We start from the raw sequence: 20,573 nt of genomic DNA on the forward strand, positions 1-20,573 counted from the left end.
TTATTATTGTAACGGCGTTCCAGTTGTAATGTTGTTCCCATGATTATGGCTTTGTCAAGGAGTATGGCCGGCTGATGCCCGGCAGCGACGCAGAACAATCCGTACGTATGCAGATGCTGGAACCGTCCCGACGCACTATCTGAATCGAGCAACATGGTAAAGCCAGCGGCCATCCGGATGGCTTGACGTATAGCGCTTTTCAGTCAGCCAGCTCTGGGCAAGCGGTCGTGGATGACAGTAATTGGTTGCTCTTGCGTTGACTTGACGTTCACGGAGTGCTTACTATTGTAACTGTGTTCCAAGTAGAACGGCGTAACCAAACATGTGCCGCTGTTGATTACCAGTCGAGAAAAATCCCATGAGAGTCGTTAAAGGTGCTGTTGACCGCTGCCTGGAGGCCATTGAATTATTGGCCCGAGAAGCCCGCTGGATGCGAATGTCCGATATTGCCGCTGAGCTGGGCATGGAGAAAGGGCCGGCACACCGTGTGCTTGCTCAGTTGGTGGAGCAAGGGTGGATCGAGCAGGATGAAGCGACATCCCAGTACCGTCTGACACTCAAGCTGGCGCTTCTGGGGCAACGCTATCTGAATGGCATTGGTTTGCCTGAGCTGGTTCAGCCCATCATTGAAAATGTAGCTTCTATATCCCACGAGCTGGTACGTCTGACTGTCGTATGCGAGAACGGTCTGTCATGGCTTGCTTCGGCCCAAGGCGCCGCGCCAGGGTTGATGTATTCGCCAGCCATGGATCAGCCCATCAATCTCTATACAACGGCCAACGGCAAGGCCTGGCTTGCATCGATGCCTGATGAGCAAGCCGTCGAGATTGCTATACGCAGTGGCTTGGGTAAAGACCAGGGTGCCGGAAAAGGTCCGCGAGCTATCAATAGTATTGAACGCTTGTTGCCTGAACTGGCAGCGACCAGAGCGCGCGGTTATGGACTGGTAGTGGAAGAGGCCGAGGCCGGGGTCTGGGCCATTGCGGTGCCGGTGAAATTGATTTCGTCCGGCGCCGTGGTCGGAACCATGAGTATTGCAGGGCCGGTCATGCGCATGCATCCGGATCGCTACGCCGAATTGCACGCACTGCTAAATGATGCTGCGAACAAGCTCGGCACGGTATGGCCTCGACAAGCGAGTGTCCAGGGGTGACTGTGATGGATCAGACCCCATTCGCCGGTATGGCTGAATCAACCATCATGCAAGCCGCCGCTGAACTCGTGCGTGCGCGTCAAACGGGCAGTCGGTTAGACGCTCTGTCATGTGATGATTTGTTGAGTCTGGAGCAAGGCTTTGAGATACAGCAACAGGTAGGCTTGCTGGCCGGGAAGAAAGTGGGCGGCTGGAAATGCGCACTGCCCAAGCCTGGCAAGTGGATAGTCGCACCGATCTACATCGACGACATCGTGCGCTCCAATCACTACCCGCTGAACTTTGCGACCTCTACCGTGCGAATCGAGCCTGAGCTCGCTTGCGTACTAGGATCGGATCTGCCTGCACGCTCGGCGCCTTATACGGCCGACGACATTCTTCGCTCGATCAGTCAGGTACACCTTTCACTTGAGGTAATCGACTGTCGTTATACCGATCCTCACAAGGTTACGTTCGAGCAACTACTGGCTGATGGGCTTTTCAACCATGGTCTTGTCCTGGGCCCTCAGGCCATTTCGCTGGGCTCAAACAATCTGCCCGTTTGTCTCGAAGTGACGCTGAGGCATCCCGGTGTCGAGCCTGTGAGCATTTGCGGAGCTCATCCGGATCAGGACCCCGTGTTGCCAATCGTCTGGCTCGCGAATTTTCTTTCTGCACGTGGAATCGATCTGCAAGCAGATCAGGTCGTGATCACGGGCTCGTATGCAGGTGTTCTAGAAGTTCCCACTCACCAGCCGCTGGATATTCAGTTCGGCGAGGCAGGATCATTGCCTGTCTTTTTCTCAACTCTTGAGGAGTAACATATGCGCTTGGTTCGTTTCGGTCTGCCAGGACAAGAGCTGCCTGGAATTTTGGATGCTCAAGGACGGGTCAGGGATCTCTCTGGCATCGTCGATGATATTGACGCGGCGGCGCTGTCGCCGGCCAGTATCGAGAAACTGCGTGGCATCGACACTGAGAGTCTGCCGCTGGTGGTGCCTGGAACACGTCTGGGCCCGTGTGTAGGCAATGTCCCGAACCTGATCTGTATTGGCCTCAACTATTCTGACCACGCCGCTGAAACCAACACGCCCATACCGAGTCAGCCCGTGGTGTTCAACAAGCACACTGGATCCATCAGTGGTGCCAACGACCCTGTAATCCTGCCAGGCGATGCGAAGAAACTCGACTGGGAAGTTGAGCTGGCCATTGTGATCGGTTCTCCGGCCTGGCACATCGAGGAGAGCAGGGCGCTGGATCACGTTGCCGGTTACTGCCTGGCCAACGATGTTTCCGAAAGGGCCTATCAACTTGAGTACGAAGGTCAGTGGACCAAGGGCAAGAGCGGTTTTTCCTTTGCGCCGCTGGGCCCCTGGCTGGTGACCCGCGATGAAATTGCCGATCCGCAGAATCTCGATCTTTGGCTTGAAGTCAACGGCAAGCGCTTTCAGAACGGTAACACCCGGACGATGATCTTCAGCGTTGCGCACATCGTCTCTTATCTGAGCCGTTTCATGCCGCTCCTGCCGGGCGACGTAATTATCACTGGGACACCGCCGGGCGTCGGACTGGGCCAGAACCCGCATGTGTTTCTCAAGGCGGGGGACGTCATGCGCGTTGGGGGCGCGGGCCTGGGAGAGCAGTCTCAGATGGTAGTGCCTTATGTCCCGGAAATGGGCGCAGCCTGGGCTGCTGGTCGTTACCCTAACGTTGATTGATGCCGACTGGAGGAAGACGTATGAGTTTTGCAGGAACGGGTGTCGTTGCAATTTGGCATGATCTTCTCCCCGAGGCGCGGGATGAGTTTTATGAGTGGCATAATCGTGAGCACATGCCCGAACGCTTGGGTATTCCAGGCTTCCAGCGTGGACGGCGGTACATAGCGCTGGATACAGGGCCTGTCTATTTCAACCTCTACGAGGCCGACTCTGTCCATGTGCTAGGAGGACCGGATTATCTGGCTCGCCTCAACGCTCCAACAGCTTGGACACAGAAGGTCGTACAGTCATACCGAAATGTCGCCCGATCGATTTGTGATGTGCATTACACCGCTGGCGTAGGCCATGGTGCTTACCTGGTGACCGTCCGCTTCGATGTCACCGCCGAGCGCTACACGGAGGTTGTGCAAGCGTTGCGCGATCGAGTGTTGCCGCCGCTGACCGAAGCACAAGGGATCACGGGTGTCCATTTCTGTACGGCAGATGAAGCTGTCAGCAAGGTCGAGACTGCGGAGAAGAAGGCTCGATCGCAAGGCACTGAAATTCCGTCCTGGGTCATCATGGTCGAAGGCTGCGCCGCTGATTATGTAGGACATGCCAGAGAGCGCCTGGTGGCGGAGCTTGGCAATCTGCTGGGCAACCCTTTGCAGCCGCTCGGCACCACGCTTTATCAACTGGAATATACCCGCTGCAAGACATCTGTCAGCGCGGGTTGATGGGTGGCGCTGGCCTGTATTGATAACGCAAGCAATGCCTGGGCGTTTTTAATCCGAGTGCGCTTTGCCAAGCCTCACGGGTTTGGCTTCAAGCGCGCTTGCATTTCTCGACCATGCGCGACGCTATCTTTACCAGGTTGGTGCGTAACTTGTCGGCACAGTGCCACTCGTTCTTTCATCTACCAGAGAGCTGTTGCTGATGCCACCGGACATGACCCATTCCAATTTTTGCAACGGGATTCGCTATAAGCATTTGGTGCTGATCGATACCCTGGCACGCACCCGCAACATGCACACCGCCGCCACGAGTATGAGCCTCAGTCAGCCAGCGTTGAGCAAGATGCTGCGAGACCTCGAGGATCAGTTCGGGTTTGCCTTGTTCGAGCGCCTGTCCCGTAGTATGCCGCCCACCGAGTTGGGTGACTATGTGGTGCGTTACGCCCAGAGTGTGCTGGCAGAATCACAACAGTTCGTTGATCAGGTAAACCGCCTGCGCAAGGGCGGGCACGGCCTTATACGTGTCGGTGGAATTTTTGCCGCTACTGCATTGGTGCTGCCGCAGGCCATTGCTGCCATCAAGGCTCGCAGTCCGTTGCTGTCGATCGAAGTGGTGGAGCACTCTAGCGATCACCTGCTGACCATGCTGGAGCAGAACAGGCTCGACATCATGATTGGCCGCTTTACTGAGGATCGCTTCAGCCAGATGTTTAACTACCAGCCACTTGAACCCGAACCATTCTGTCTGGTAGTTAACAACGACCACCCGCTGAGCCAGTTGGTCAGTACACCACTGTCGACGCTGGGCGATTGGCCGTGGGTACTGTACCCGGTAGGCACGCCGATTCGTGACCGCCTGGAGCAGGCGTTCCGAGTTGCCGGAATATCCACGCCTGCCGACAGTGTAGAAACCATCTCGATGCCGATGTTTCTGCAACTGCTGCAATCGGCGCCGATGATCGCCATGTTGCCGCGTTCGATGGTTGCTACCCAGCTGGCCAGCGGTCAACTCAAGGCTTTGCACAGCCCTTTGTACCTCCCGGCGCTGGAGTATGGCGTGGTCACCCGTAAGGATGAGTCGCTGAGTGCCCCAGCCCGAGCGTTCGTTGATATTTTACGGGAAGGCGTCTGGAACCGGCGCGAAGAGCAAAGCACGGCAGAGGGTCGATGATTGTGTGCCAGGCCTGTGCTTGTTTCATATCGGTAATAACAGGACGGTGCTTGCAAGCGTCTACAGCCAAGTAAGTTTTACGGGGATTGGAACCTTGGCTTTTTCCTGTTGCCCAGTCTTTATATTGTCTGCGCCTGCGCAGTGCTACTGAGCGTTGTTTAATATTAAAGGCTGAGTGGTAATTGAAGTTTTACACGCTTGTATTAGTGCTGTGTGATAACTCCAGTCAGGTGGGTATGTCGTTTTTTTGGAGTAAGGTTTTATGGTGGATGGAAGCGGATCTTAATGTTTTTTTTAATGCGTTAAAGTTATCGGGCGATCAAATTATATCATTGGGAATGTTTTGCATGACTTCTTAAAGTAGTCGTAAGTTCGCCCTGCAATGTGCCAGGCACGACATAACAAAAAATCAGCCGCGACGCCCTGAGAGGTTCTATGCAACTGATAGCCAAATCTGGCGGCCCTGCCGTCATCCGTCTCAACCTGCAGGACAACGTGGTCATTGCCCGGGAGGCCCTGGCGGAAGGCCAGTACTTGGACGTCGATGGTATCACCGTACGCCAGCCGATCCCATCGGGCCACAAGGTTGCCACCGAACGGGTAGAACAAGGCCAGCCCTTGCGCCGCTACGGGCAGATCATCGGTTTTGCCTCGCAGGCCATTGAGATCGGCGAGCATGTGCATGTGCACAACGTACAGATGGGCGACTTCACCCGTGACTACGCCTTTGGTACCGATGTGCACGCCAGTCCCGCCAGCGAGGCCTTCTTTCAAGGCATCGTGCGTGCCGACGGGCGAGTGGCGACGCGTAACTATGTGGGCATTCTCACCTCGGTGAACTGCTCGGCTACCGTGGCCCGTGCCGTTGCCGATCATTTTCGCCGTGACATCCACCCTGACGCTCTCGCTGCCTTCCCCAATGTGGATGGCGTGGTGGCGCTGACCCATGGTGCCGGTTGCGCGGTCGACCCGGCGGGTGAGTCGCTGGGCCTGTTACGCCGCACTCTAGGCGGCTATGCGGTGCACCCCAATTTTGCTGCGGTGCTGATCATCGGTCTGGGTTGCGAGACCAACCAGATCGAAAGCCTGCTGCAAACTCAAGGCCTCACGGCAAGCGCACAGCTGCGCACCTTCAGCATTCAGGAAGTGGGCGGCACCTCCAAGACCATCGCGGCGGGGATCGAGCAGGTCAAGGCCTTGCTGACCCAGGCCAACCAGGTGCAGCGCGAGACGGTTAGCGCACGGCATCTTGTCGTCGGCCTGCAATGCGGCGGCTCCGACGGCTACTCGGGTATCACCGCCAACCCCGCACTGGGTAATGCGGTGGACCGCCTAGTAGCGGCGGGAGGTACTGCGATCCTGTCCGAGACCCCGGAAATCTACGGCGCCGAGCACCTGTTGACGCGCCGTGCAGTCAACCAGGCAGTGGGCGAAAAGCTCATTGCCCGGATCCACTGGTGGGAAGCCTACTGCCAGCGCATGAATGCCGAACTGAACAACAACCCGTCGGCGGGCAACAAGGCCGGTGGCCTCACCACCATCCTGGAAAAATCGCTGGGCGCCGTGGCCAAGGCCGGCTCCAGCAACCTGGTGGACGTGTACGAATATGCCCAGGCAGTGACTGCAAAGGGCTTGGTGTTCATGGACACCCCCGGCTACGACCCTGTCTCGGCCACCGGTCAGGTTGCCGGTGGCGCCAACCTGATCGCTTTCACTACTGGGCGCGGCTCAGCCTACGGCTGCGCGCCGGCCCCCTCGATCAAGCTGGCCACCAACAACCGCGTGTTCGAGCACCAGCAGGAAGACATGGACGTGAACTGCGGCGGGATTGCCGACGGCAGCATCAGCATCGAGCAATGCGGTGCCTACATCTTTGAAGAGATGCTGCGCATCGCCTCAGGCGAGCGCAGCAAGAGCGAACAACACGGCTATGGGCAGAACGAGTTCGTGCCCTGGCAGATTGGCGCCGTGACCTAATCGAACCTTCCCACCCTTTTTCGAGGCGATATGCACATGCCACTTTCCGGATACAACTTTATCGCTGGTCAGCGCAGCGCACTGGGCGACACACTGGTCTATAGCGTCGATGCACACACTGGCGAACGCCTGCCGGGTGGTTTCCATCAGGCGACGTTGGCCGAGGTCGACCAGGCAGTGAGCGCTGCAACGGCGGCGTTCCCAACGTATCGCAACTTGCCTGCGGTGCGTCGTGCCGAGTTTCTCGAGGCTATTGCCGACGAACTGGACGGCCTGGGCGATGCGTTCGTCGCTTTAACCTGCCAGGAAACCGCGTTGCCAAGTGCGCGCATCCAGGGTGAGCGCGGTCGTACCAGCGGGCAGATGCGTCTGTTTGCCAAGGTGCTGCGCCGGGGCGACTTTTACGGGGCGCGCATCGATCAGGCAATGCCTGCGCGTACGCCGCTGCCGCGCCCGGACCTGCGCCAGTACCGCATTGGTGTAGGGCCTGTGGCCGTGTTTGGCGCCAGCAACTTCCCGCTAGCCTTTTCCACGGCAGGTGGCGATACCGCAGCGGCCCTGGCAGCGGGTTGTCCGGTGGTGTTCAAGGCCCACAGCGGGCACATGGCTACGGCAGAAAAAGTAGCTGAAGCCCTGCACCGCGCTGCTGAAAAAACCGAGATGCCGGCTGGTGTGTTCAACATGATCTTTGGTGCCGGTGTCGGCGAGGCACTGGTCAAACACCCTGGCATTCAAGCCGTAGGCTTCACCGGCTCGCTCAAGGGCGGGCGTGCACTGTGCGATATGGCCGCCGCACGGCCGCAACCGATTCCGGTGTTCGCCGAAATGTCGAGCATCAATCCGGTGCTGGTACTGCCCCAGGCGCTGGCGAACCGTGGCACGCAAATCGCCAAAGAGCTGGCAGGGTCGGTGGTGCAGGGCTGTGGCCAGTTCTGCACCAACCCGGGCCTGGTGCTGGGTATCCGCTCAGCAACCTTCACTGCATTCATCGAGCAACTGGGCGGGCACCTGGCTGAGCAGGCACCGCAGACCATGCTCAATGCCGGTACCCTGACCAGCTATAGCAAGGGTCTGCAAGCGTTGCTCGCGCATCCGGGCATCCAGCACTTGAGCGGCCAGGCTCAGACCGGCAACCAGGCGCAACCGCAACTATTCGGCGCCGACGTGAGTCTGCTGCTGGAACAGGACGAGCTGTTGCAGGAGGAAGTGTTCGGCCCGTGCACCGTTGTCATCCAGGTGGCGGACGACGCCGAACTGCTGCGCGCCGTGAGTGCCCTGCGCGGCCAGCTGACGGCGACATTGCTGGCCGATGAGCAGGATCTGCCGACTTTTGCCCAACTGTTAGAAGTGTTGGAAGGGAAGGTCGGCCGGGTGCTGGTCAACGGTTACCCTACCGGCGTGGAGGTGTGCGATGCGATGGTGCATGGCGGCCCGTACCCGGCAACCTCCGATGCACGCGGCACGTCGGTTGGCACCCTGGCCATCGACCGTTTTCTGCGCCCGGTGTGCTACCAGAACGTACCCGACGCGCTGCTGCCTGACGCGCTGAAGAACGCCAACCCACTGGATCTCCCGCGTTTGATCGACGGTATCCCCAGCACTGCAGCACTGCAGCCCTGAGCTGATTGACGTGAGTATGGCTCCCAGCACCATCGGCCCGTGCCGTGACGCTGGCAGCCCTCCGTCTCTCGCATGGCAGTTGAAGTTGCCGGCAGTTTCCAATGAATGACAGTAAGGGTACCCAGATGACTGAACGATCGAACTCCAATTCACCGCTGCAATTGAACTACGATGCAAGCATATTCGACACTGGCAGCTGGGTAGGGCGGGTCTGGCTACCGGACCTGGGACCTGCGGTGGTATTCGTGAGGGCCGGCGCTGTACACGATATCAGCAGCCATGTGGCGACCGTTTCGGCCCTGCTGGAAGTGGCCGACCCGGTGGCCTACCTGCAGGGCTTGCCGCTGGCCGAGCCGTTGATCGGGCTGCCGAGGTTGTTGAACAATAGCGATCCGGTTCAGCGCGACCCCCGCCAGCCGTGGCTGCTGGCTCCCATCGACCTTCAAGCAGTGAAGGCTGCCGGTGTGACTTTCGCCACCAGTTTGCTGGAACGTGTGGTGGAAGAGCAGGCCAAGGGTGATCCTGCCAAAGCCGATGCTGTCCGTGAGTCACTGGCCAAGCGTATTGGCGCGGACCTATCGCAGATCGTACCAGGCTCAGCCCAGGCTGAAGCGCTGCGTAAGGTTCTGGTTGAACAGGGATTGTGGTCCCAATACCTGGAAGTCGGTATTGGCCCCGATGCCGAGGTGTTCACTAAAGCCCAGCCGCTGTCGGCAGTGGGCTACGGTGCGGACATCGGTCTACACCCCAAGTCGAGCTGGAACAATCCTGAGCCGGAAGTGGTGCTGGCGGTGTCGAGCGATGGCCGAATCAAGGGCGCCATGCTCGGTAACGACGTCAACCTGCGCGACTTCGAAGGTCGCAGCGCCTTGCTGTTGTCGAAGGCCAAGGACAATAACGCGTCTACTGCGTTAGGCCCGTTGCTTCGCTTGTTCGACGAAAGCTTCTGCCTGCAGGATGTACGCAACGCGGAGGTAGACCTGAAGGTTGAAGGCGAGGACGGTTTCATTCTCTCCGGCCGCAGTTCCATGCGACAGATCAGCCGTGACCCCCAGGACCTGGTGCAGCAAACGATCAACGAAAATCATCAATACCCAGACGGACTGGTGTTGTTTCTCGGTACCCTGTTCGCTCCCAATCAGGACCGCGACCAGCCCGGCAACGGCTTTACCCATAAGCTGGGCGATGTAGTGAGCATCAGCAACTCGCTGCTGGGTACTCTGTGCAACCGCGTTACCACCAGCGATCAGGCGTCACAGTGGGCGTTTGGTTTGCGTTCGCTGATCGATAGTCTCGGCCGCCGCGGTCTGCTGGAAGTTGCAACAGCTGCGCGCCAGCCCTGAACCGGTCGCTGCGCCAGGGAAAACGCTTCCCGCGCAAACCCATCACGGAAGTGTTTGCTGAAGTGTGCCGGGATGAGCCTCGTTGACTGGGTTAAAGGAGCAGTCGGCCAGGACTGCTCCGGCAGTTTCAAGCTTCGCTGTGCACGGCGCTTTGTTGAGCGGACCGAGGGGGACGGGCTTTGGGCATGGCCGGTAGCATGGCGTCTTGAAGCGCTCGCGCCGTCGGGTGTGTGAAGCGCATCTGCGCGGTTACTGCCTGGTCTTCCACCAGGCTGCCATCAGCCAAAACCACCACTCGCTGGCAAAAGCGTTGTACAAGGCTCAAGTCATGGGTAATCAATAAGAATGCCGTGCCGGACTCACGTCGCACGTCCGCCAGGAGATCAAGGATCTGAACCTGCAGCACGCGATCAAGGTTGGATAAAGCCTCATCGAGAATAATCAGTTGCGGGCCGACGGCCAGAGCTCTGGCGATCCCGGCTCGTTGCAGTTGGCCGCCGCTGAGTTGTGCTGGCAGTTTGTCGATGTCGCTGGCCACGAGGCTGACCTGCTGCAGCAGCTGTTCAACCCGGGCTTTGCACGACTCTGCATTCAGCTGCGAGAGGTGGCGCAAGGGTTCGGCAATGCTCCAGCCAATGCTGCGCTGGGGATTGAAGGCGCTGATGGCGTCCTGGAAGACCATCTGCACCTGTTGCAAAAACAGGGGGTTAAGGCCCTGCAAAACGTGCCCGTTGAAATGAATGCTGCCCTCGTCGGCGGTCTCAAGCCCCATCAGCAGACGGGCCAGAGTGCTTTTACCGCTGCCGCTGCCTCCCAGCAGGCCGAGGCTTTGACCGGCATGCAGCTCGAGACTCAAATGCCGCAGTACCTGTACTCGATGCCGTTTACTGAACAGCCCACCCGCGGCATAACCGTGGCTGAGGTTACTGACTTGAATAAGGCTCATGGCGTGCAGACCTCTCGGGTCAAGGCGTGGTGCGCAGCCAGAAGCGTGTGTGCCTCTTGGCTGCGCGGCGAGTTGAACAGGGTATGCACATCGGTCTGTTCAACGATTCGGCCCTGGGCCATGACGCTCACCTGATCGGCGCAGCGTGCGACGACGCCCATGTCATGGGTGATCAGCAACACACCCAAATGACGTTGTTTTACCAGCCGCTCCAGCAGATCGAGAAAGCGTGCCTGAGCTACAACGTCCAGGTCGCTGGTGGGTTCGTCGGCCAGCAAAAAGTGGCTGTCGGCGAGCAGGGCAAGCGCAATCATCAACCGTTGCAGCATCCCGCCGCTGAGCTGGAAAGCAAAGGAATCGAGGATTCGTTGTGCGTCGTGGAGGCCGACTTCGTGCAAGGTGGCGGCAATCAACGCGTGGGCTTGGGCTCCTCGCACACCCCGCGTCTCAAGTGTCTCGAGGGCATGCTGGCGCAGTGAGCGCACCGGGTTGAATGCGCTGCGCGGGTTTTGCAGTACCAGTGCCACTTCGCGGCCCCGCAGTCGAGCGGGTTGAACCGGTTGCCCGTCGAGCAATAACGTACCTGCACTGCAGTGAACACCGGGTGGCAACAGGTCGAGTATGCCCAGGCAACTCAGGGACTTCCCCGAGCCGCTGGCGCCCACCAGTGCATGCACCTGACCGGCACGGACGGTCAGGTCTAGCCGGTCGACGAGGATGTGGTGCTGATGTTTTAGACTCAGGCCCTGGATGCTCAGTGTTTGCTTCATTCCTTGATCTCCGCCAGTACACTGGGGTCCAGCCGGTCGCGCAAGGCGTCGCCCAGCAGGTTGAAAGCCATGACCGAGATAAAAATCATCAAGCCGGGCCACAGCAATAGCTGTGGCTGTGTCCAGATGAATTCCTTGGCATCGTTGATCATCACACCCCACTCGGGGGTGGGCGGACTCACGCCAAGGCCGAGGAAGGACAGTCCCGAGACGTGCAGCATCATGTGGCCGATATCCATCGATGCCAGTACCAGCAATTGCCCGACGACGCTGGGCATGACGTGATGGCGCAGGCGGGTCAGGCGGGATGCGCCGGCCAGCCGGGAAGCCAGCACATAATCACGGTTGCGCTGCGCGAGGACCATGCCGCGGACCATTCGTGCGTACCAGGCCCAGTGCGACAGTGCGATGGCGATGATGACGTTGGTCAGGCCGGTTCCCAGCAGGGCAATCAGGAAAAACGCCAGCACCAGCGTGGGGAAGGTCAGGAACATGTCGCACAGGCGCATCAGGAGCATGTCGACCTTACCGCCGATGATCCCGGCAATGCCGCCAATGACGACTCCCAGCACCAATACCAGCCCCAGCACCAGCACGACACTGCCCAGTGACAATTGAGTGCCGACGATCAGGCGTGAAAGCACATCTCGCCCCAGGTGGTCGGTACCCAGCCAGTGGGCGGCACTGGCGGGCAACAGGCGTTCATTCAGGTTGACCAGCGTTGCGTCATAAGGGGCGAGCCAAGGGCCGAACAGAGCCAGCACCAGCAGCAGGCCGACCAGCACATAACCAATGCGCAGCCCGCGCAATGCGGCCGGTCTGGCCGCAGTCAAGACAGTCATGCCATCACCCCCGAGAGACGTGTACGTGGATCAAGCCAGGCGTAGCAGATGTCCACCACCAGGTTGCACAGCACCAGCAGTGTGGTGAGCAGCAAGGTAAAGCACTGCATCACCGGGAAGTCGCGGTTGAGTACCGCGCTGACGGCAAAGCGACCGATACCGGGCCAGGCGAATATGGTTTCGATCACCAGTGCGCCTCCCAGCAACTCGCCGATGTGCATGCCGGTCGCGGTGACCAGTGGCATCCAGGCGTTGCGCAGGATATGGTCGCGCCATACCCTCCGTTCATTCAGGCCTCGGGCCCTGGCATAGAACACATGCCGGTGCTGACGCACGTCCAGCAGACTGGCCCGCAGCAGGCGGGCATTGATCGACATCGACATCAGTGCGATGGCCAGGACCGGCATCACCCAATGCGATGCACCCCCACGGCCCATGGGCGGCAACCAGCCCAGCCACAGGGAGAACAGGGCGATCAGGAGAAACGCCAGCCAGAAATTGGGCATCGACACCCCGATAAAGGTGATGAAACGCACCACTTGGTCGGGCCAGCGACCTTTCCAGCGTGCGGCGGCCAGGCCCAGCGGGATGCTGAACAACAAGGTGGCGAGGAGTGCCAGAGCGCCCAACTGCAGCGTGGCGGGCAAGTAATACAGCAGGTCGTCCAGTACCGGGCGGCCTGTCACGTATGAAGTGCCAAAGTCCAGGTGCATGGCGTTCCAGAGCCAGGTCACATACTGCTCGGGCAGGGGCCGATCAAGCCCCAGCGCATGCCGCGCCTCGGCCAGCGCGGCGTCAGTCGGCGGGATCTGCGACAGGCGCAGGTAGTCCAGCGCGGGGTCGCCATTGCCCAGGTGCAACAGGATGAACACGATCAGCGACACCCCAAGCAGGACCGGGATCAACAGGATCAGACGCAAAGCAATATATCGAAGCATGGCTCAGGGTTTCCCGTTGGCAGGTCGCATGACTTCAAACGGCACATCGAACAGCGTGCTGCCGAACTGAACGTTATCGACGCCCGGGCGGCTGACACTGATGGCTGTCAGGTGGGAAATCGGCAGGTACACCGCCTGCTCGTGCAGGGTGGTGAGGATCTCTCGGTAACCTTCGGCGCGCTGTGATTCGTCAGTCTGGGCCAGCACGTCGGCGATCTTGCGGTCGATGGCCTCTTTCATCGGCAGCCCGCGCTGGGCCATGTAATCGGCATGCCCGGCATAGCGCATGGAGCTGACAAACGAGTGTGGATCATATGGTGCCCCCCAGGTATCCGCGAAGATCATGCCGAAACGCCCCTCACGCTGGCGTTGCACCAGGCCCCCGTCTTCCTCGGCCCGCAACCTCACGTCGATACCGACTTTGGCCAGTTCACCCTGGAGGATTTCGGCCAGGTTTTTCTGCAGCGCACTGGTACCCAGAAACACCAGTTCGATGCGCAGTGGCTGGCCGTCCTTGTGACGGATGCCATTGCCTGAGGGGGTTTTCCAGCCAGCCGCATCAAGAGTTTGTCGGGCGTGCTCGGGGTCGAAGGGCAACGCCTTGAGGCCCAGGTCGGTATACGGCAGGTTGTTGGCAAACAACGTATCGGCTCGCGGCTCCAGGCCATGCAGGACTTTGGCGATAAGGGTGTCCTTGTCGACGGCCTGATTGATTGCCTGACGCACAGCCAGCTCGCGGGTCGGGGCCAGATCCGTGTTCATGGCCACCAGCCGAGTGGCCAGGGGCGCCGAGATGGCGGTCTTGAAGCCCGAGTCACGCAGGCGAACAAAAGTGCCGGGTGATATTTCACCGTCAGCGCCCTGGATCAGGTCCAGCTCGCCGGTTTGCAAGGCAATGGCACGGCTGTCCGGATCGGAAATGACCTTCACCAGCACTGAACCGTAGGCCGGTTTGGGGCCCCAGTACTGCTCGTTGCGTTCGAAACGGTCGTATTCGCCCCGACGGGTTTGCACCAGTTTCCAGGGGCCGGTTCCTGCAGGGGCGCCAGGTTTGGCATCGGGGGCCCCGAAACGCAATGGCCGGACTTGTGCCAGCTCCATCAGGGTCGGGTAATAAGGATGTTTCAGCACCAGCCGCAGTGTGCGTGCGTCCGGTGCTTCAATACGCTCCAGCGTGGAGACCAGCTCCATCCATTGGTGGCGCTTGCTGTTGGCCAGTACAGCGTCAAGATTGGCCTTGGCCGCAGCAGCATTGAAAGGGCTGCCATCGCTGAAGGTCACGCCATCGCGCAAGGTGAACGTGTAAGTCTTGCCATCCGGCGACACGTCCCATTGGGTGGCGAGCCAGGGTTGCAACGAACCCTCGGCGGTGTAGCGCACCAACGGTTCATAGACCATGGCCTGGGCGTACATCTGATTGGGTGAATACCCCCGGGGATCCAGCGGTCCGGCATTGGTCGGCCAGGAGTAGGTGAGGACAGGGTCTTCAGTCGGCGGCACCGCCTCGGCGCAATGGGCTGTGGAAATGCCGGCACTGAGGCAGGCTCCAATCATCCATGAGGCGAGCTGTTTTTTCGTCCTTGAGTGCTTCACACTGCGGTCCCCGCGATTGATGGCTATTGGCCTATTCAGGTCGTGGGTATGAAGTCTATGTCAAAAGTTCATAACTGCGAGGCGGATGAGATGCAGAGGGTCACAATTTCGCTGGACGAGGCGTTGCTGGCGGCGATTGACGAGCGCGTGGGGCTCCATGGCTATCAGGGCCGCTCCGAGGCCATCCGCGATTTATTGCGGACCGGGCTGCTGGAGCCTGAGCAGGGCGATCCCGATGGCAGCTGCGTCGCCACCTTGAGCTATGTCTATGACCACGGCACTCGGGAGTTGTCCAAACGCTTGAATACGGCCTTCCACGAACACCATGACCTGACCCTGTCGACACTGCATGTGCATCTCGATCAGGGCAAGTGCATGGAGGTGTCGGTGCTCAAGGGCACCGTCGGTGAGGTGTCGGAACTGGCGCGTCACGTGATGGCCGAACGCGGGGTCCGGCATGGCAACGCGCAGATCATCCCGCTGGATGGTGCGGCTCAAGGGTTCAAGAACGCCTGATAGTTGTCCTTGGTGATCAGTTGGTAAGGAATGGTGACCTCAGCGGTGTAGGGCTCTTTCTTGATCATTTTCAATGCCAGATCAATGGAGCCGACGGCCTGGGCTTTGTTGTCCTGATACACGGTGACCAGCAACTGGTCCTTCTTGACGGCCTCCAGTCCCGCCGGACCACCATCGCTGCCGCCAATCAGGATGTCCTTGCCCGGGGTCATTCCGGACTGGGCGATAGCCATTGCCGCACCAATGGCCATTTCATCGGCATTGGCCGCCACAGCATCGATTTTCTTGCCGGACAAAATCCAGTTATTCATCAGGTCCATGGCCTTGCTGCGTTGCCACTCGGCGGTTTGCTCTTCGACCACCTTGATGTCCGGGTAGTTTTTCAGCACTGTTTTCACACCCAGGGTGCGATTGTGGGTGGCGTTGTTGGAGAGCAGGCCGAGCATGATTGCCAGGTTGCCCTTGCCACCCATTTTTTCGGCCAGGTATTGCATCTGCATTTCTCCCGCCTTGACCTCATCGGACCCGACATAGCCGATGCCTTGAGGCAGCTCGGGCTGGTCGGGACGACGATTGACATACACCAGCGGGATCTTCGCGCTCAGAGCGTCGTAAGTGATTTTTTGCGTGGCGGCCGTGTCCACCGGGTTGACGATGATCGCGTCAACCCCCTGGCTGGTGAAGTTCTGCACCTGATTCAACTGGCGCACCACATCACCCTGAGCGTCCTCGAACTGCAGGTTGACGCCCTGCAGTTGCTTGGCATGGGCTGCCATGTATTCGCGCATTTGCGCCAGGAACACATCATCGACCTGGGCAATGCTGACACCGATACGAACATCCGCCATTGCCCAAGGGGCGATAACGGCACTCAGAAGCAAGGCATACAGTGTTTTCTTCATGGTTTCAGTCCTGTTTTGTTGTTGTTCTGGTTAACCGTTGGAACATGAAGGGTGCAGCTGTCAGGCCTGACGCTTGCGGCGCATCAGGTTCACGTGCTGGACAAAGGTTTCGAATGGCCAGCGTTGGGCCAGGGCTTCGAGCATCAACTGCTGCCCGGTCTGCGGTGCCAGGCCCTGCAAGGGCGGGTCGGTGTCGAGGTTGGTAGGAAAGGAATAGCCGTCAGCCGCCGTGGCAATCACTGCTGCCAGTCCTTGAGCATCCAGCTCGTTGTGCGCCAGCCGCTTGAGCAGTACCGGATAGAGCGCTTGCATCATGCGGTCGCGATCCAGGCTTTCCATCGGTTTGCCAAATGCCGAAGAGATTTGCAGCAGGTTGGCCATGCGGTGCTGATCAGGGGTGATGTTATTGCCCGCGGCATGAAACAGCGCCGGGTTGAAAAACAGCAAGTCACCCTTGTGCAGAGGCAGTTGCACGGCGTGTTGATGGAAGTAGTCGATGAATTCGGTACGGCGCCAGGCCAGATAACCCAGGTCGTACTGCTGTGAAAACGGCAGCAGTAAAGTCGGTCCGGTCTCCAGCGGCATGTCGGTATGGGCCACTGCGCCCTGCAGGGTCAGGTATTGCGACAGCACGTGCAATGGCAGCGGAAAGCGTTCCACCTCATCCACCGTCTGGAAGCCAAGAGGGTAGTCGCGGTGGGGTTGCTGTGCGCGCCCGCCAGGATGCACCACATTGACTTGAGCCGTGGTCTGGAAGTGGGGACCCAGCCAGGACTCGGCAATCAGCCCGATCAGCGGATTGGCGTAGTACTCGATAAACGACTCGGGGGAGTGCACCGCCGCCTTTTGCAGCGAGTTCCAGATGCGGCCATTGGTTCCGGCCCTGGCGAAGTGGTCAGCGGCATGACCGGCCTGGTCTTGCTGGGCAAAAATGGCATTGAACACCTGACTGTGCCGATCGACCACGTCCGGGTCACTGTAACCCTGACGCACCACCATCACCCCCGGACCCTGGCGGAACAATTGGTGCAGTTCGGCCATCAGTGGTCTGGGGTCACTGCGCAAGGCTTCATGCAGGGAGTCAGCATGATAAATCACTACATTGCGCTGCACTTCAGTGCAATGCGGGTAATCCGTTGCGTTGACCGTTTGTTCACAGAGTGCGGCAAAGTCAGCCAGTGCTACAGCGCTTTCCCGGGTAAACGTGCAAGCCATGGAGGTCTGCAGATTCATGGCCGTGCTCCCGAGCTGACTTCCGCACCGGTCAGGCTCAGTGCTGCATCCGGTCGCGGAGCGGTGCCGTCACCGCAACCGATGACGCCTTGCTCCAGGTCAATTACCGTGCCGGTCATCATTCCGGATTCGCGGGACAGCAAGAACGCCACGCTGCGCGCGACTTCTTCCGGCTTGAGCAGGCGCCCGAAAGGCTGAGCCTGTTCCGTGGTGGCAAGCCAGCCATCCTGTGCGTCGTGGTACTGACGCTGGATCTGGTCTTCGTGGGGCGTGTCCATCCAGCCGATGTTCAACCCGTTGACCCGAATACGATTGCGCAGAGTGCTGAACGCGACGTTTCTGGTCAGGATCGCCAACGCCCCCTTGGAGGCGGCATAAGCCGAAAGAAACGATTGCCCGCCATGAGCCGTGATGCTCTGGATATTGACGATCGCGCCTTCCACGTCCTGGCTGATCATCAACTTGAGTGCTTCCTGGATCAAAAAAAACGGCGCCCGGACGTTGACTGCGAAGAGACGGTCGAACAGTTCCGGGGACGTGTCGAGAATGGTGCCGCGGTCGGACATGCCAGCGCAGTTGACCAGACCGTGCAGCGTGCCGAAATGCTGGCGGGCGGCATCGATCACTGCGCGGCAGTCTTCGACACGTTCCATGTCGGCTTCGACAAAAAAGGCCTGGCAATCGAGTTGCTGCAATTGCCGAACCTGATCCGCGCCTTTGTCGCGGCTGCGCCCGCAGATAATCAGGCCAGCGGCTCCACGCCGCGCAAGGGTGTGCGCCACGGCCGCGCCCAGGCCTTGGGTGCTGCCGGTGACGACGAAATATTGACCGGTGAACGAGGCTGCGATATCGGCTTCGGACATAAGACTCTCCTGCGGTTTTTATTGTTGTGTGGGGGGCTGAAGGGTTCGGCTATACAGCGCGTGAGACCGAGACTAGCATTGCAAAAACCTCAAGAAGGCCCAAAAAGACCTCAAGAAAACCTCAGTCCGCGACTCAACTTTCCAGGTGCCATAATTTTTATGCTGACTCGTGCCAAGCATTTTTCGATCAAGCAAATCGCCACTCAGGCAGGGGTCAGTAAAGCCACGGTGGATCGCGTGTTGCATCAGCGCGGCAGTGTTCACTACCAGACCCGGCGGCGCATCGAGCAGGCACTGGACGAGTTGGAAACCCAGGAGAAAAATGGTCTGGCTGTGGGGCGTACGTTCCATGTCGACGTGATCATGCACACGCCCCGACGTTTCAGTCAGGCCGTGCAGGCCGCGATTACGGCGCAGTTGGGAAGCATGGCGCCGTTCCGGATTTCTCCGCGCTTCCATTTGTTCGAAAACATCGAGCCGCAACAGATGCACGACGTGCTTGTACGGTGCGCCGAAAAAGGCAGCCAGGGAGTTGTGCTCAAGGCAGCGGATGAGCCGCAGATCAATCGGGCGGTCAACCAGTTGATGGCGGCAGGGATTCCGGTGGTGACTCTGGTCACCGATCTACCTCAGAGTGAGCGCATCGCTTACGTTGGCATGGACAACCGTAACGCCGGGCAAACTGCGGCGTACCTGCTCTCGCGCTGGCTGGATCCGGCAGCACAAGAGGTTGCGGTGGTCATCAGCAGTGAACGCTTTCGCGGTGAAGAGGAGCGTGAAATGGGGTTTCGCATGTGGTTGCGGTTACGAGCGCCGCACCTGCGGGTACTCGACATCAGCGAAGGGCTTGGGGTGTATGAACCGACCTTTGAGCGTGTGTCCCAGGCGCTCGAGGCACACCCGGGTCTGAAAGCGGTGTACAGCGTGGGCGGTGGCAATCGGGCGATTGTCGATGCCTTCGCAGCCTTGAATCGGCCTCTGGAGGTTTTTATCGGCCACGACCTGGATCAGGAAAACCGTCAATTGCTGGTCGAAGAAAAAATCGCCGCGATCATCGACCACAACCTCAACGTCGATGCCCGGCATGTGTTCTTGCACATCTTGCAGTTTCATCGGCTTTGGAAACCTGGTCCGATTCCTTCATCCCCGGTGCAAATCGTGACGCCGTTTAACCTGCCGCAACACGAGTAGCAGGCGGTTGCCCTCTCTGTGCAGGGCACGTCAGACCGCGTTCTCACAAGTGACGATCTGCAAGGGGATATGGATTCGATGCCGGGCGGGGTCGAAGTCCGGGGAGGTTTGCAGTTCAACCATCAAATCGATTAGCGCGACCGCGATCAACGTCGGCTGAGAGTCCACGACCAGGCTGATCAGCCCTTGTTTCAGCGCTTGATGCGACAGAGCCGTCGACTCCAGCAGGATGCTGCACAGCCCGGGCCGCTCGGGCAGTTGCGCCAATGCGCTGATGATCCCGTCGCCACCGCCACCCACCACACACAGGCCGCGCAAGTCTGTGTAGCGGGCCAGCAGTTCCAATGCGGCTTCCTCGGTCACATCGTTGTTGTCGAGATTGATCATGGCATCGAGCAGTCGCAACCCCGGCGCGTGCTGCGCCAGATAACTGCGCAACCCTTCAAGTCGGGCCTGATGCCCCAGAAAACGATGGCCGCCCAGCAAGACCCCGACGCAACCCTTGCGCGGGTTGCTGGTATGGGCCAGCAGCCAGCCCATGGTACGGCCGACCTGGTGATTGTCCTGGCCGACATAAGGTTCAAGACCTTGCTCGTGGATGTCGGACAGCAGCGCCACTACCGGCACCCCGGCTTCGCGGATCTGGGCAATGGCGGCATTGATCAGCGGGTGCGAAAAACTGACCACGGCCAGCCCATCGTATTGCACGGCCAATTGCTCGATTTGCGCGACGATGGCACTGGGTGTGCGGTCAAAAACATACGCGTAATGGCAGCTCAGATTGGCCCCGGCGTGACGCTGCGCGGCAGCCGTAATGGCCGTGGCCAGGTTGCCGTAGAACGCCTGGGCAGTTCCCAGCAACAGGATGCCGAAGCGGTAGGAGGGGCGTCGTTCGCGGATGCGCTGGCCGATCAGGCGAGCTGCAAAATAGCCGACCTTTTCGGCGGCCTGAAAGACCTGCTCGGCCGTGTCGGGATTGACCGGTGCGCGGGCATTGAGCACCCGGTCTACGGTGGCGACACTCAGTCCTGCCTGGGCGGCGACAGTAGCAATGGTCGGGCGTTTGTTCTTGTTCATGGTGAGCCCCTTGAAGCGCTTGATAGAA

At 59.5% G+C, this 20,573-nt stretch carries 19 protein-coding genes; 10 read left to right on the top strand and 9 right to left on the bottom strand.

What is annotated here, in order from left to right:
* The first annotated feature begins 358 nt into the window (after positions 1 to 358).
* The 8 genes from DQN55_RS09645 (at position 359) to DQN55_RS09680 (ending at position 9,674) form a co-directional block, all read left to right on the top strand.
* Positions 359 to 1,153 (top strand): IclR family transcriptional regulator, encoded by a 795-nt coding sequence (locus DQN55_RS09645; RefSeq protein ID WP_048380445.1) that lies wholly within the window; start codon positions 359 to 361, stop codon positions 1,151 to 1,153.
* Between the two features lie 5 nt (positions 1,154 to 1,158).
* Complete coding sequence (locus DQN55_RS09650; protein ID WP_048380443.1) at positions 1,159 to 1,953, top strand: 2-keto-4-pentenoate hydratase; 795 nt, start codon at positions 1,159 to 1,161, stop codon at positions 1,951 to 1,953.
* 3 nt (positions 1,954 to 1,956) lie between these two features.
* Positions 1,957 to 2,850 (top strand): fumarylacetoacetate hydrolase family protein, encoded by an 894-nt coding sequence (locus DQN55_RS09655; RefSeq protein ID WP_048380441.1) that lies wholly within the window; start codon positions 1,957 to 1,959, stop codon positions 2,848 to 2,850.
* 20 nt (positions 2,851 to 2,870) lie between these two features.
* Positions 2,871 to 3,566 (top strand): hypothetical protein, encoded by a 696-nt coding sequence (locus DQN55_RS09660; protein WP_048380439.1) that lies wholly within the window; start codon positions 2,871 to 2,873, stop codon positions 3,564 to 3,566.
* A gap of 199 nt (positions 3,567 to 3,765) precedes the next feature.
* Entirely contained in the window at positions 3,766 to 4,734 is a 969-nt protein-coding gene (locus DQN55_RS09665; RefSeq protein ID WP_048380437.1) for a LysR family transcriptional regulator, read from the top strand.
* Between the two features lie 435 nt (positions 4,735 to 5,169).
* Entirely contained in the window at positions 5,170 to 6,711 is a 1,542-nt protein-coding gene (locus DQN55_RS09670; RefSeq protein ID WP_048380435.1) for a UxaA family hydrolase, read from the top strand.
* A gap of 36 nt (positions 6,712 to 6,747) precedes the next feature.
* A complete protein-coding gene (locus tag DQN55_RS09675) occupies positions 6,748 to 8,331 on the top strand; it encodes an aldehyde dehydrogenase (NADP(+)) (RefSeq protein ID WP_408634586.1) in 1,584 nt (527 codons plus the stop codon).
* Between the two features lie 125 nt (positions 8,332 to 8,456).
* Complete coding sequence (locus DQN55_RS09680) at positions 8,457 to 9,674, top strand: fumarylacetoacetate hydrolase family protein (protein WP_048380686.1); 1,218 nt, start codon at positions 8,457 to 8,459, stop codon at positions 9,672 to 9,674.
* Between the two features lie 127 nt (positions 9,675 to 9,801).
* Here the strand turns inward: DQN55_RS09680 and DQN55_RS09685 are convergent, their stop codons facing one another.
* The 5 genes from DQN55_RS09685 to nikA are packed head-to-tail and all read right to left on the bottom strand — an operon-like array spanning position 9,802 to position 14,763.
* Positions 9,802 to 10,620: an ATP-binding cassette domain-containing protein gene (locus tag DQN55_RS09685; RefSeq protein WP_048380431.1), complete on the bottom strand. Its 819-nt coding sequence runs from the start codon at positions 10,618 to 10,620 to the stop codon at positions 9,802 to 9,804.
* Complete coding sequence (locus tag DQN55_RS09690; RefSeq protein ID WP_048380429.1) at positions 10,617 to 11,390, bottom strand: ATP-binding cassette domain-containing protein; 774 nt, start codon at positions 11,388 to 11,390, stop codon at positions 10,617 to 10,619. The genes DQN55_RS09685 and DQN55_RS09690 overlap by 4 nt, the downstream gene beginning before the upstream one ends.
* On the bottom strand, positions 11,387 to 12,232 hold the full coding sequence (nikC, locus tag DQN55_RS09695) for a nickel ABC transporter permease subunit NikC (protein ID WP_048380428.1): 846 nt from the start codon (positions 12,230 to 12,232) through the stop codon (positions 11,387 to 11,389). Before nikC ends, DQN55_RS09690 begins: the two co-directional genes overlap by 4 nt.
* Positions 12,229 to 13,170, bottom strand: a complete 942-nt coding sequence (gene nikB, locus DQN55_RS09700; protein ID WP_048380426.1) for a nickel ABC transporter permease subunit NikB — start codon at positions 13,168 to 13,170, stop codon at positions 12,229 to 12,231. The genes nikC and nikB overlap by 4 nt, the downstream gene beginning before the upstream one ends.
* A 3-nt stretch (positions 13,171 to 13,173) precedes the next feature.
* Positions 13,174 to 14,763 carry a nickel ABC transporter substrate-binding protein gene (nikA, locus tag DQN55_RS09705; protein WP_048380425.1) on the bottom strand — a complete coding sequence of 530 codons (1,590 nt, stop codon included), beginning with the start codon at positions 14,761 to 14,763 and terminating at the stop codon, positions 13,174 to 13,176.
* A 90-nt stretch (positions 14,764 to 14,853) separates the two neighbouring features.
* On the opposite strand from nikA, the gene nikR reads away from it, so the two are divergent.
* A complete protein-coding gene (gene nikR, locus DQN55_RS09710) occupies positions 14,854 to 15,279 on the top strand; it encodes a nickel-responsive transcriptional regulator NikR (RefSeq protein WP_048380423.1) in 426 nt (141 codons plus the stop codon).
* On the opposite strand, the gene DQN55_RS09715 is transcribed toward nikR, so the two are convergent.
* Genes DQN55_RS09715 through DQN55_RS09725 form a run of 3 tightly spaced genes read right to left on the bottom strand, consistent with a single transcriptional unit; the run spans position 15,258 to position 18,277 of the window.
* A complete protein-coding gene (locus DQN55_RS09715) occupies positions 15,258 to 16,181 on the bottom strand; it encodes a substrate-binding domain-containing protein (protein WP_048380422.1) in 924 nt (307 codons plus the stop codon). The two genes, nikR and DQN55_RS09715, sit on opposite strands and share 22 nt — an antisense overlap.
* A 60-nt stretch (positions 16,182 to 16,241) precedes the next feature.
* Positions 16,242 to 17,414, bottom strand: a complete 1,173-nt coding sequence (locus DQN55_RS09720; RefSeq protein WP_082150733.1) for a phytanoyl-CoA dioxygenase family protein — start codon at positions 17,412 to 17,414, stop codon at positions 16,242 to 16,244.
* On the bottom strand, positions 17,411 to 18,277 hold the full coding sequence (locus tag DQN55_RS09725; protein WP_048380420.1) for an SDR family oxidoreductase: 867 nt from the start codon (positions 18,275 to 18,277) through the stop codon (positions 17,411 to 17,413). The genes DQN55_RS09720 and DQN55_RS09725 overlap by 4 nt, the downstream gene beginning before the upstream one ends.
* Positions 18,278 to 18,436: 159 nt before the next feature.
* Here DQN55_RS09725 and DQN55_RS09730 point away from each other — a divergent pair, with 159 nt between their 5' ends.
* Positions 18,437 to 19,468, top strand: coding sequence for a LacI family DNA-binding transcriptional regulator (locus tag DQN55_RS09730; RefSeq protein WP_048380418.1), 1,032 nt, complete (start codon positions 18,437 to 18,439; stop codon positions 19,466 to 19,468).
* A gap of 30 nt (positions 19,469 to 19,498) precedes the next feature.
* Here the strand turns inward: DQN55_RS09730 and DQN55_RS09735 are convergent, their stop codons facing one another.
* Positions 19,499 to 20,545, bottom strand: coding sequence for a substrate-binding domain-containing protein (locus DQN55_RS09735; RefSeq protein WP_048380416.1), 1,047 nt, complete (start codon positions 20,543 to 20,545; stop codon positions 19,499 to 19,501).
* Between the last annotated feature and the right edge of the window lie 28 nt (positions 20,546 to 20,573).

Source organism: Pseudomonas taetrolens, assembly GCF_900475285.1.
Classification (GTDB): Bacteria; Pseudomonadota; Gammaproteobacteria; order Pseudomonadales; family Pseudomonadaceae; genus Aquipseudomonas; species Aquipseudomonas taetrolens.

Excerpts from the sequence above, each read along its gene's own strand:
- DQN55_RS09650 (WP_048380443.1), top strand. The coding sequence starts at position 1,159 with ATGGATCAGACCCCATTCGCCGGTATGGCTGAATCAACCATCATGCAA.
- nikR (WP_048380423.1), top strand. The coding sequence starts at position 14,854 with ATGCAGAGGGTCACAATTTCGCTGGACGAGGCGTTGCTGGCGGCGATT.
- DQN55_RS09720 (WP_082150733.1), bottom strand. The coding sequence starts at position 17,414 with ATGAATCTGCAGACCTCCATGGCTTGCACGTTTACCCGGGAAAGCGCT.
- DQN55_RS09675 (WP_408634586.1), top strand. The coding sequence starts at position 6,748 with ATGCCACTTTCCGGATACAACTTTATCGCTGGTCAGCGCAGCGCACTG.
- DQN55_RS09670 (WP_048380435.1), top strand. The coding sequence starts at position 5,170 with ATGCAACTGATAGCCAAATCTGGCGGCCCTGCCGTCATCCGTCTCAAC.
- nikB (WP_048380426.1), bottom strand. The coding sequence starts at position 13,170 with ATGCTTCGATATATTGCTTTGCGTCTGATCCTGTTGATCCCGGTCCTG.
- nikC (WP_048380428.1), bottom strand. The coding sequence starts at position 12,232 with ATGACTGTCTTGACTGCGGCCAGACCGGCCGCATTGCGCGGGCTGCGC.
- DQN55_RS09735 (WP_048380416.1), bottom strand. The coding sequence starts at position 20,545 with ATGAACAAGAACAAACGCCCGACCATTGCTACTGTCGCCGCCCAGGCA.
- DQN55_RS09660 (WP_048380439.1), top strand. The coding sequence starts at position 2,871 with ATGAGTTTTGCAGGAACGGGTGTCGTTGCAATTTGGCATGATCTTCTC.
- DQN55_RS09645 (WP_048380445.1), top strand. The coding sequence starts at position 359 with ATGAGAGTCGTTAAAGGTGCTGTTGACCGCTGCCTGGAGGCCATTGAA.
- DQN55_RS09715 (WP_048380422.1), bottom strand. The coding sequence starts at position 16,181 with ATGAAGAAAACACTGTATGCCTTGCTTCTGAGTGCCGTTATCGCCCCT.
- DQN55_RS09725 (WP_048380420.1), bottom strand. The coding sequence starts at position 18,277 with ATGTCCGAAGCCGATATCGCAGCCTCGTTCACCGGTCAATATTTCGTC.
- DQN55_RS09730 (WP_048380418.1), top strand. The coding sequence starts at position 18,437 with ATGCTGACTCGTGCCAAGCATTTTTCGATCAAGCAAATCGCCACTCAG.
- DQN55_RS09655 (WP_048380441.1), top strand. The coding sequence starts at position 1,957 with ATGCGCTTGGTTCGTTTCGGTCTGCCAGGACAAGAGCTGCCTGGAATT.
- DQN55_RS09685 (WP_048380431.1), bottom strand. The coding sequence starts at position 10,620 with ATGAGCCTTATTCAAGTCAGTAACCTCAGCCACGGTTATGCCGCGGGT.
- DQN55_RS09680 (WP_048380686.1), top strand. The coding sequence starts at position 8,457 with ATGACTGAACGATCGAACTCCAATTCACCGCTGCAATTGAACTACGAT.
- DQN55_RS09690 (WP_048380429.1), bottom strand. The coding sequence starts at position 11,390 with ATGAAGCAAACACTGAGCATCCAGGGCCTGAGTCTAAAACATCAGCAC.
- DQN55_RS09665 (WP_048380437.1), top strand. The coding sequence starts at position 3,766 with ATGCCACCGGACATGACCCATTCCAATTTTTGCAACGGGATTCGCTAT.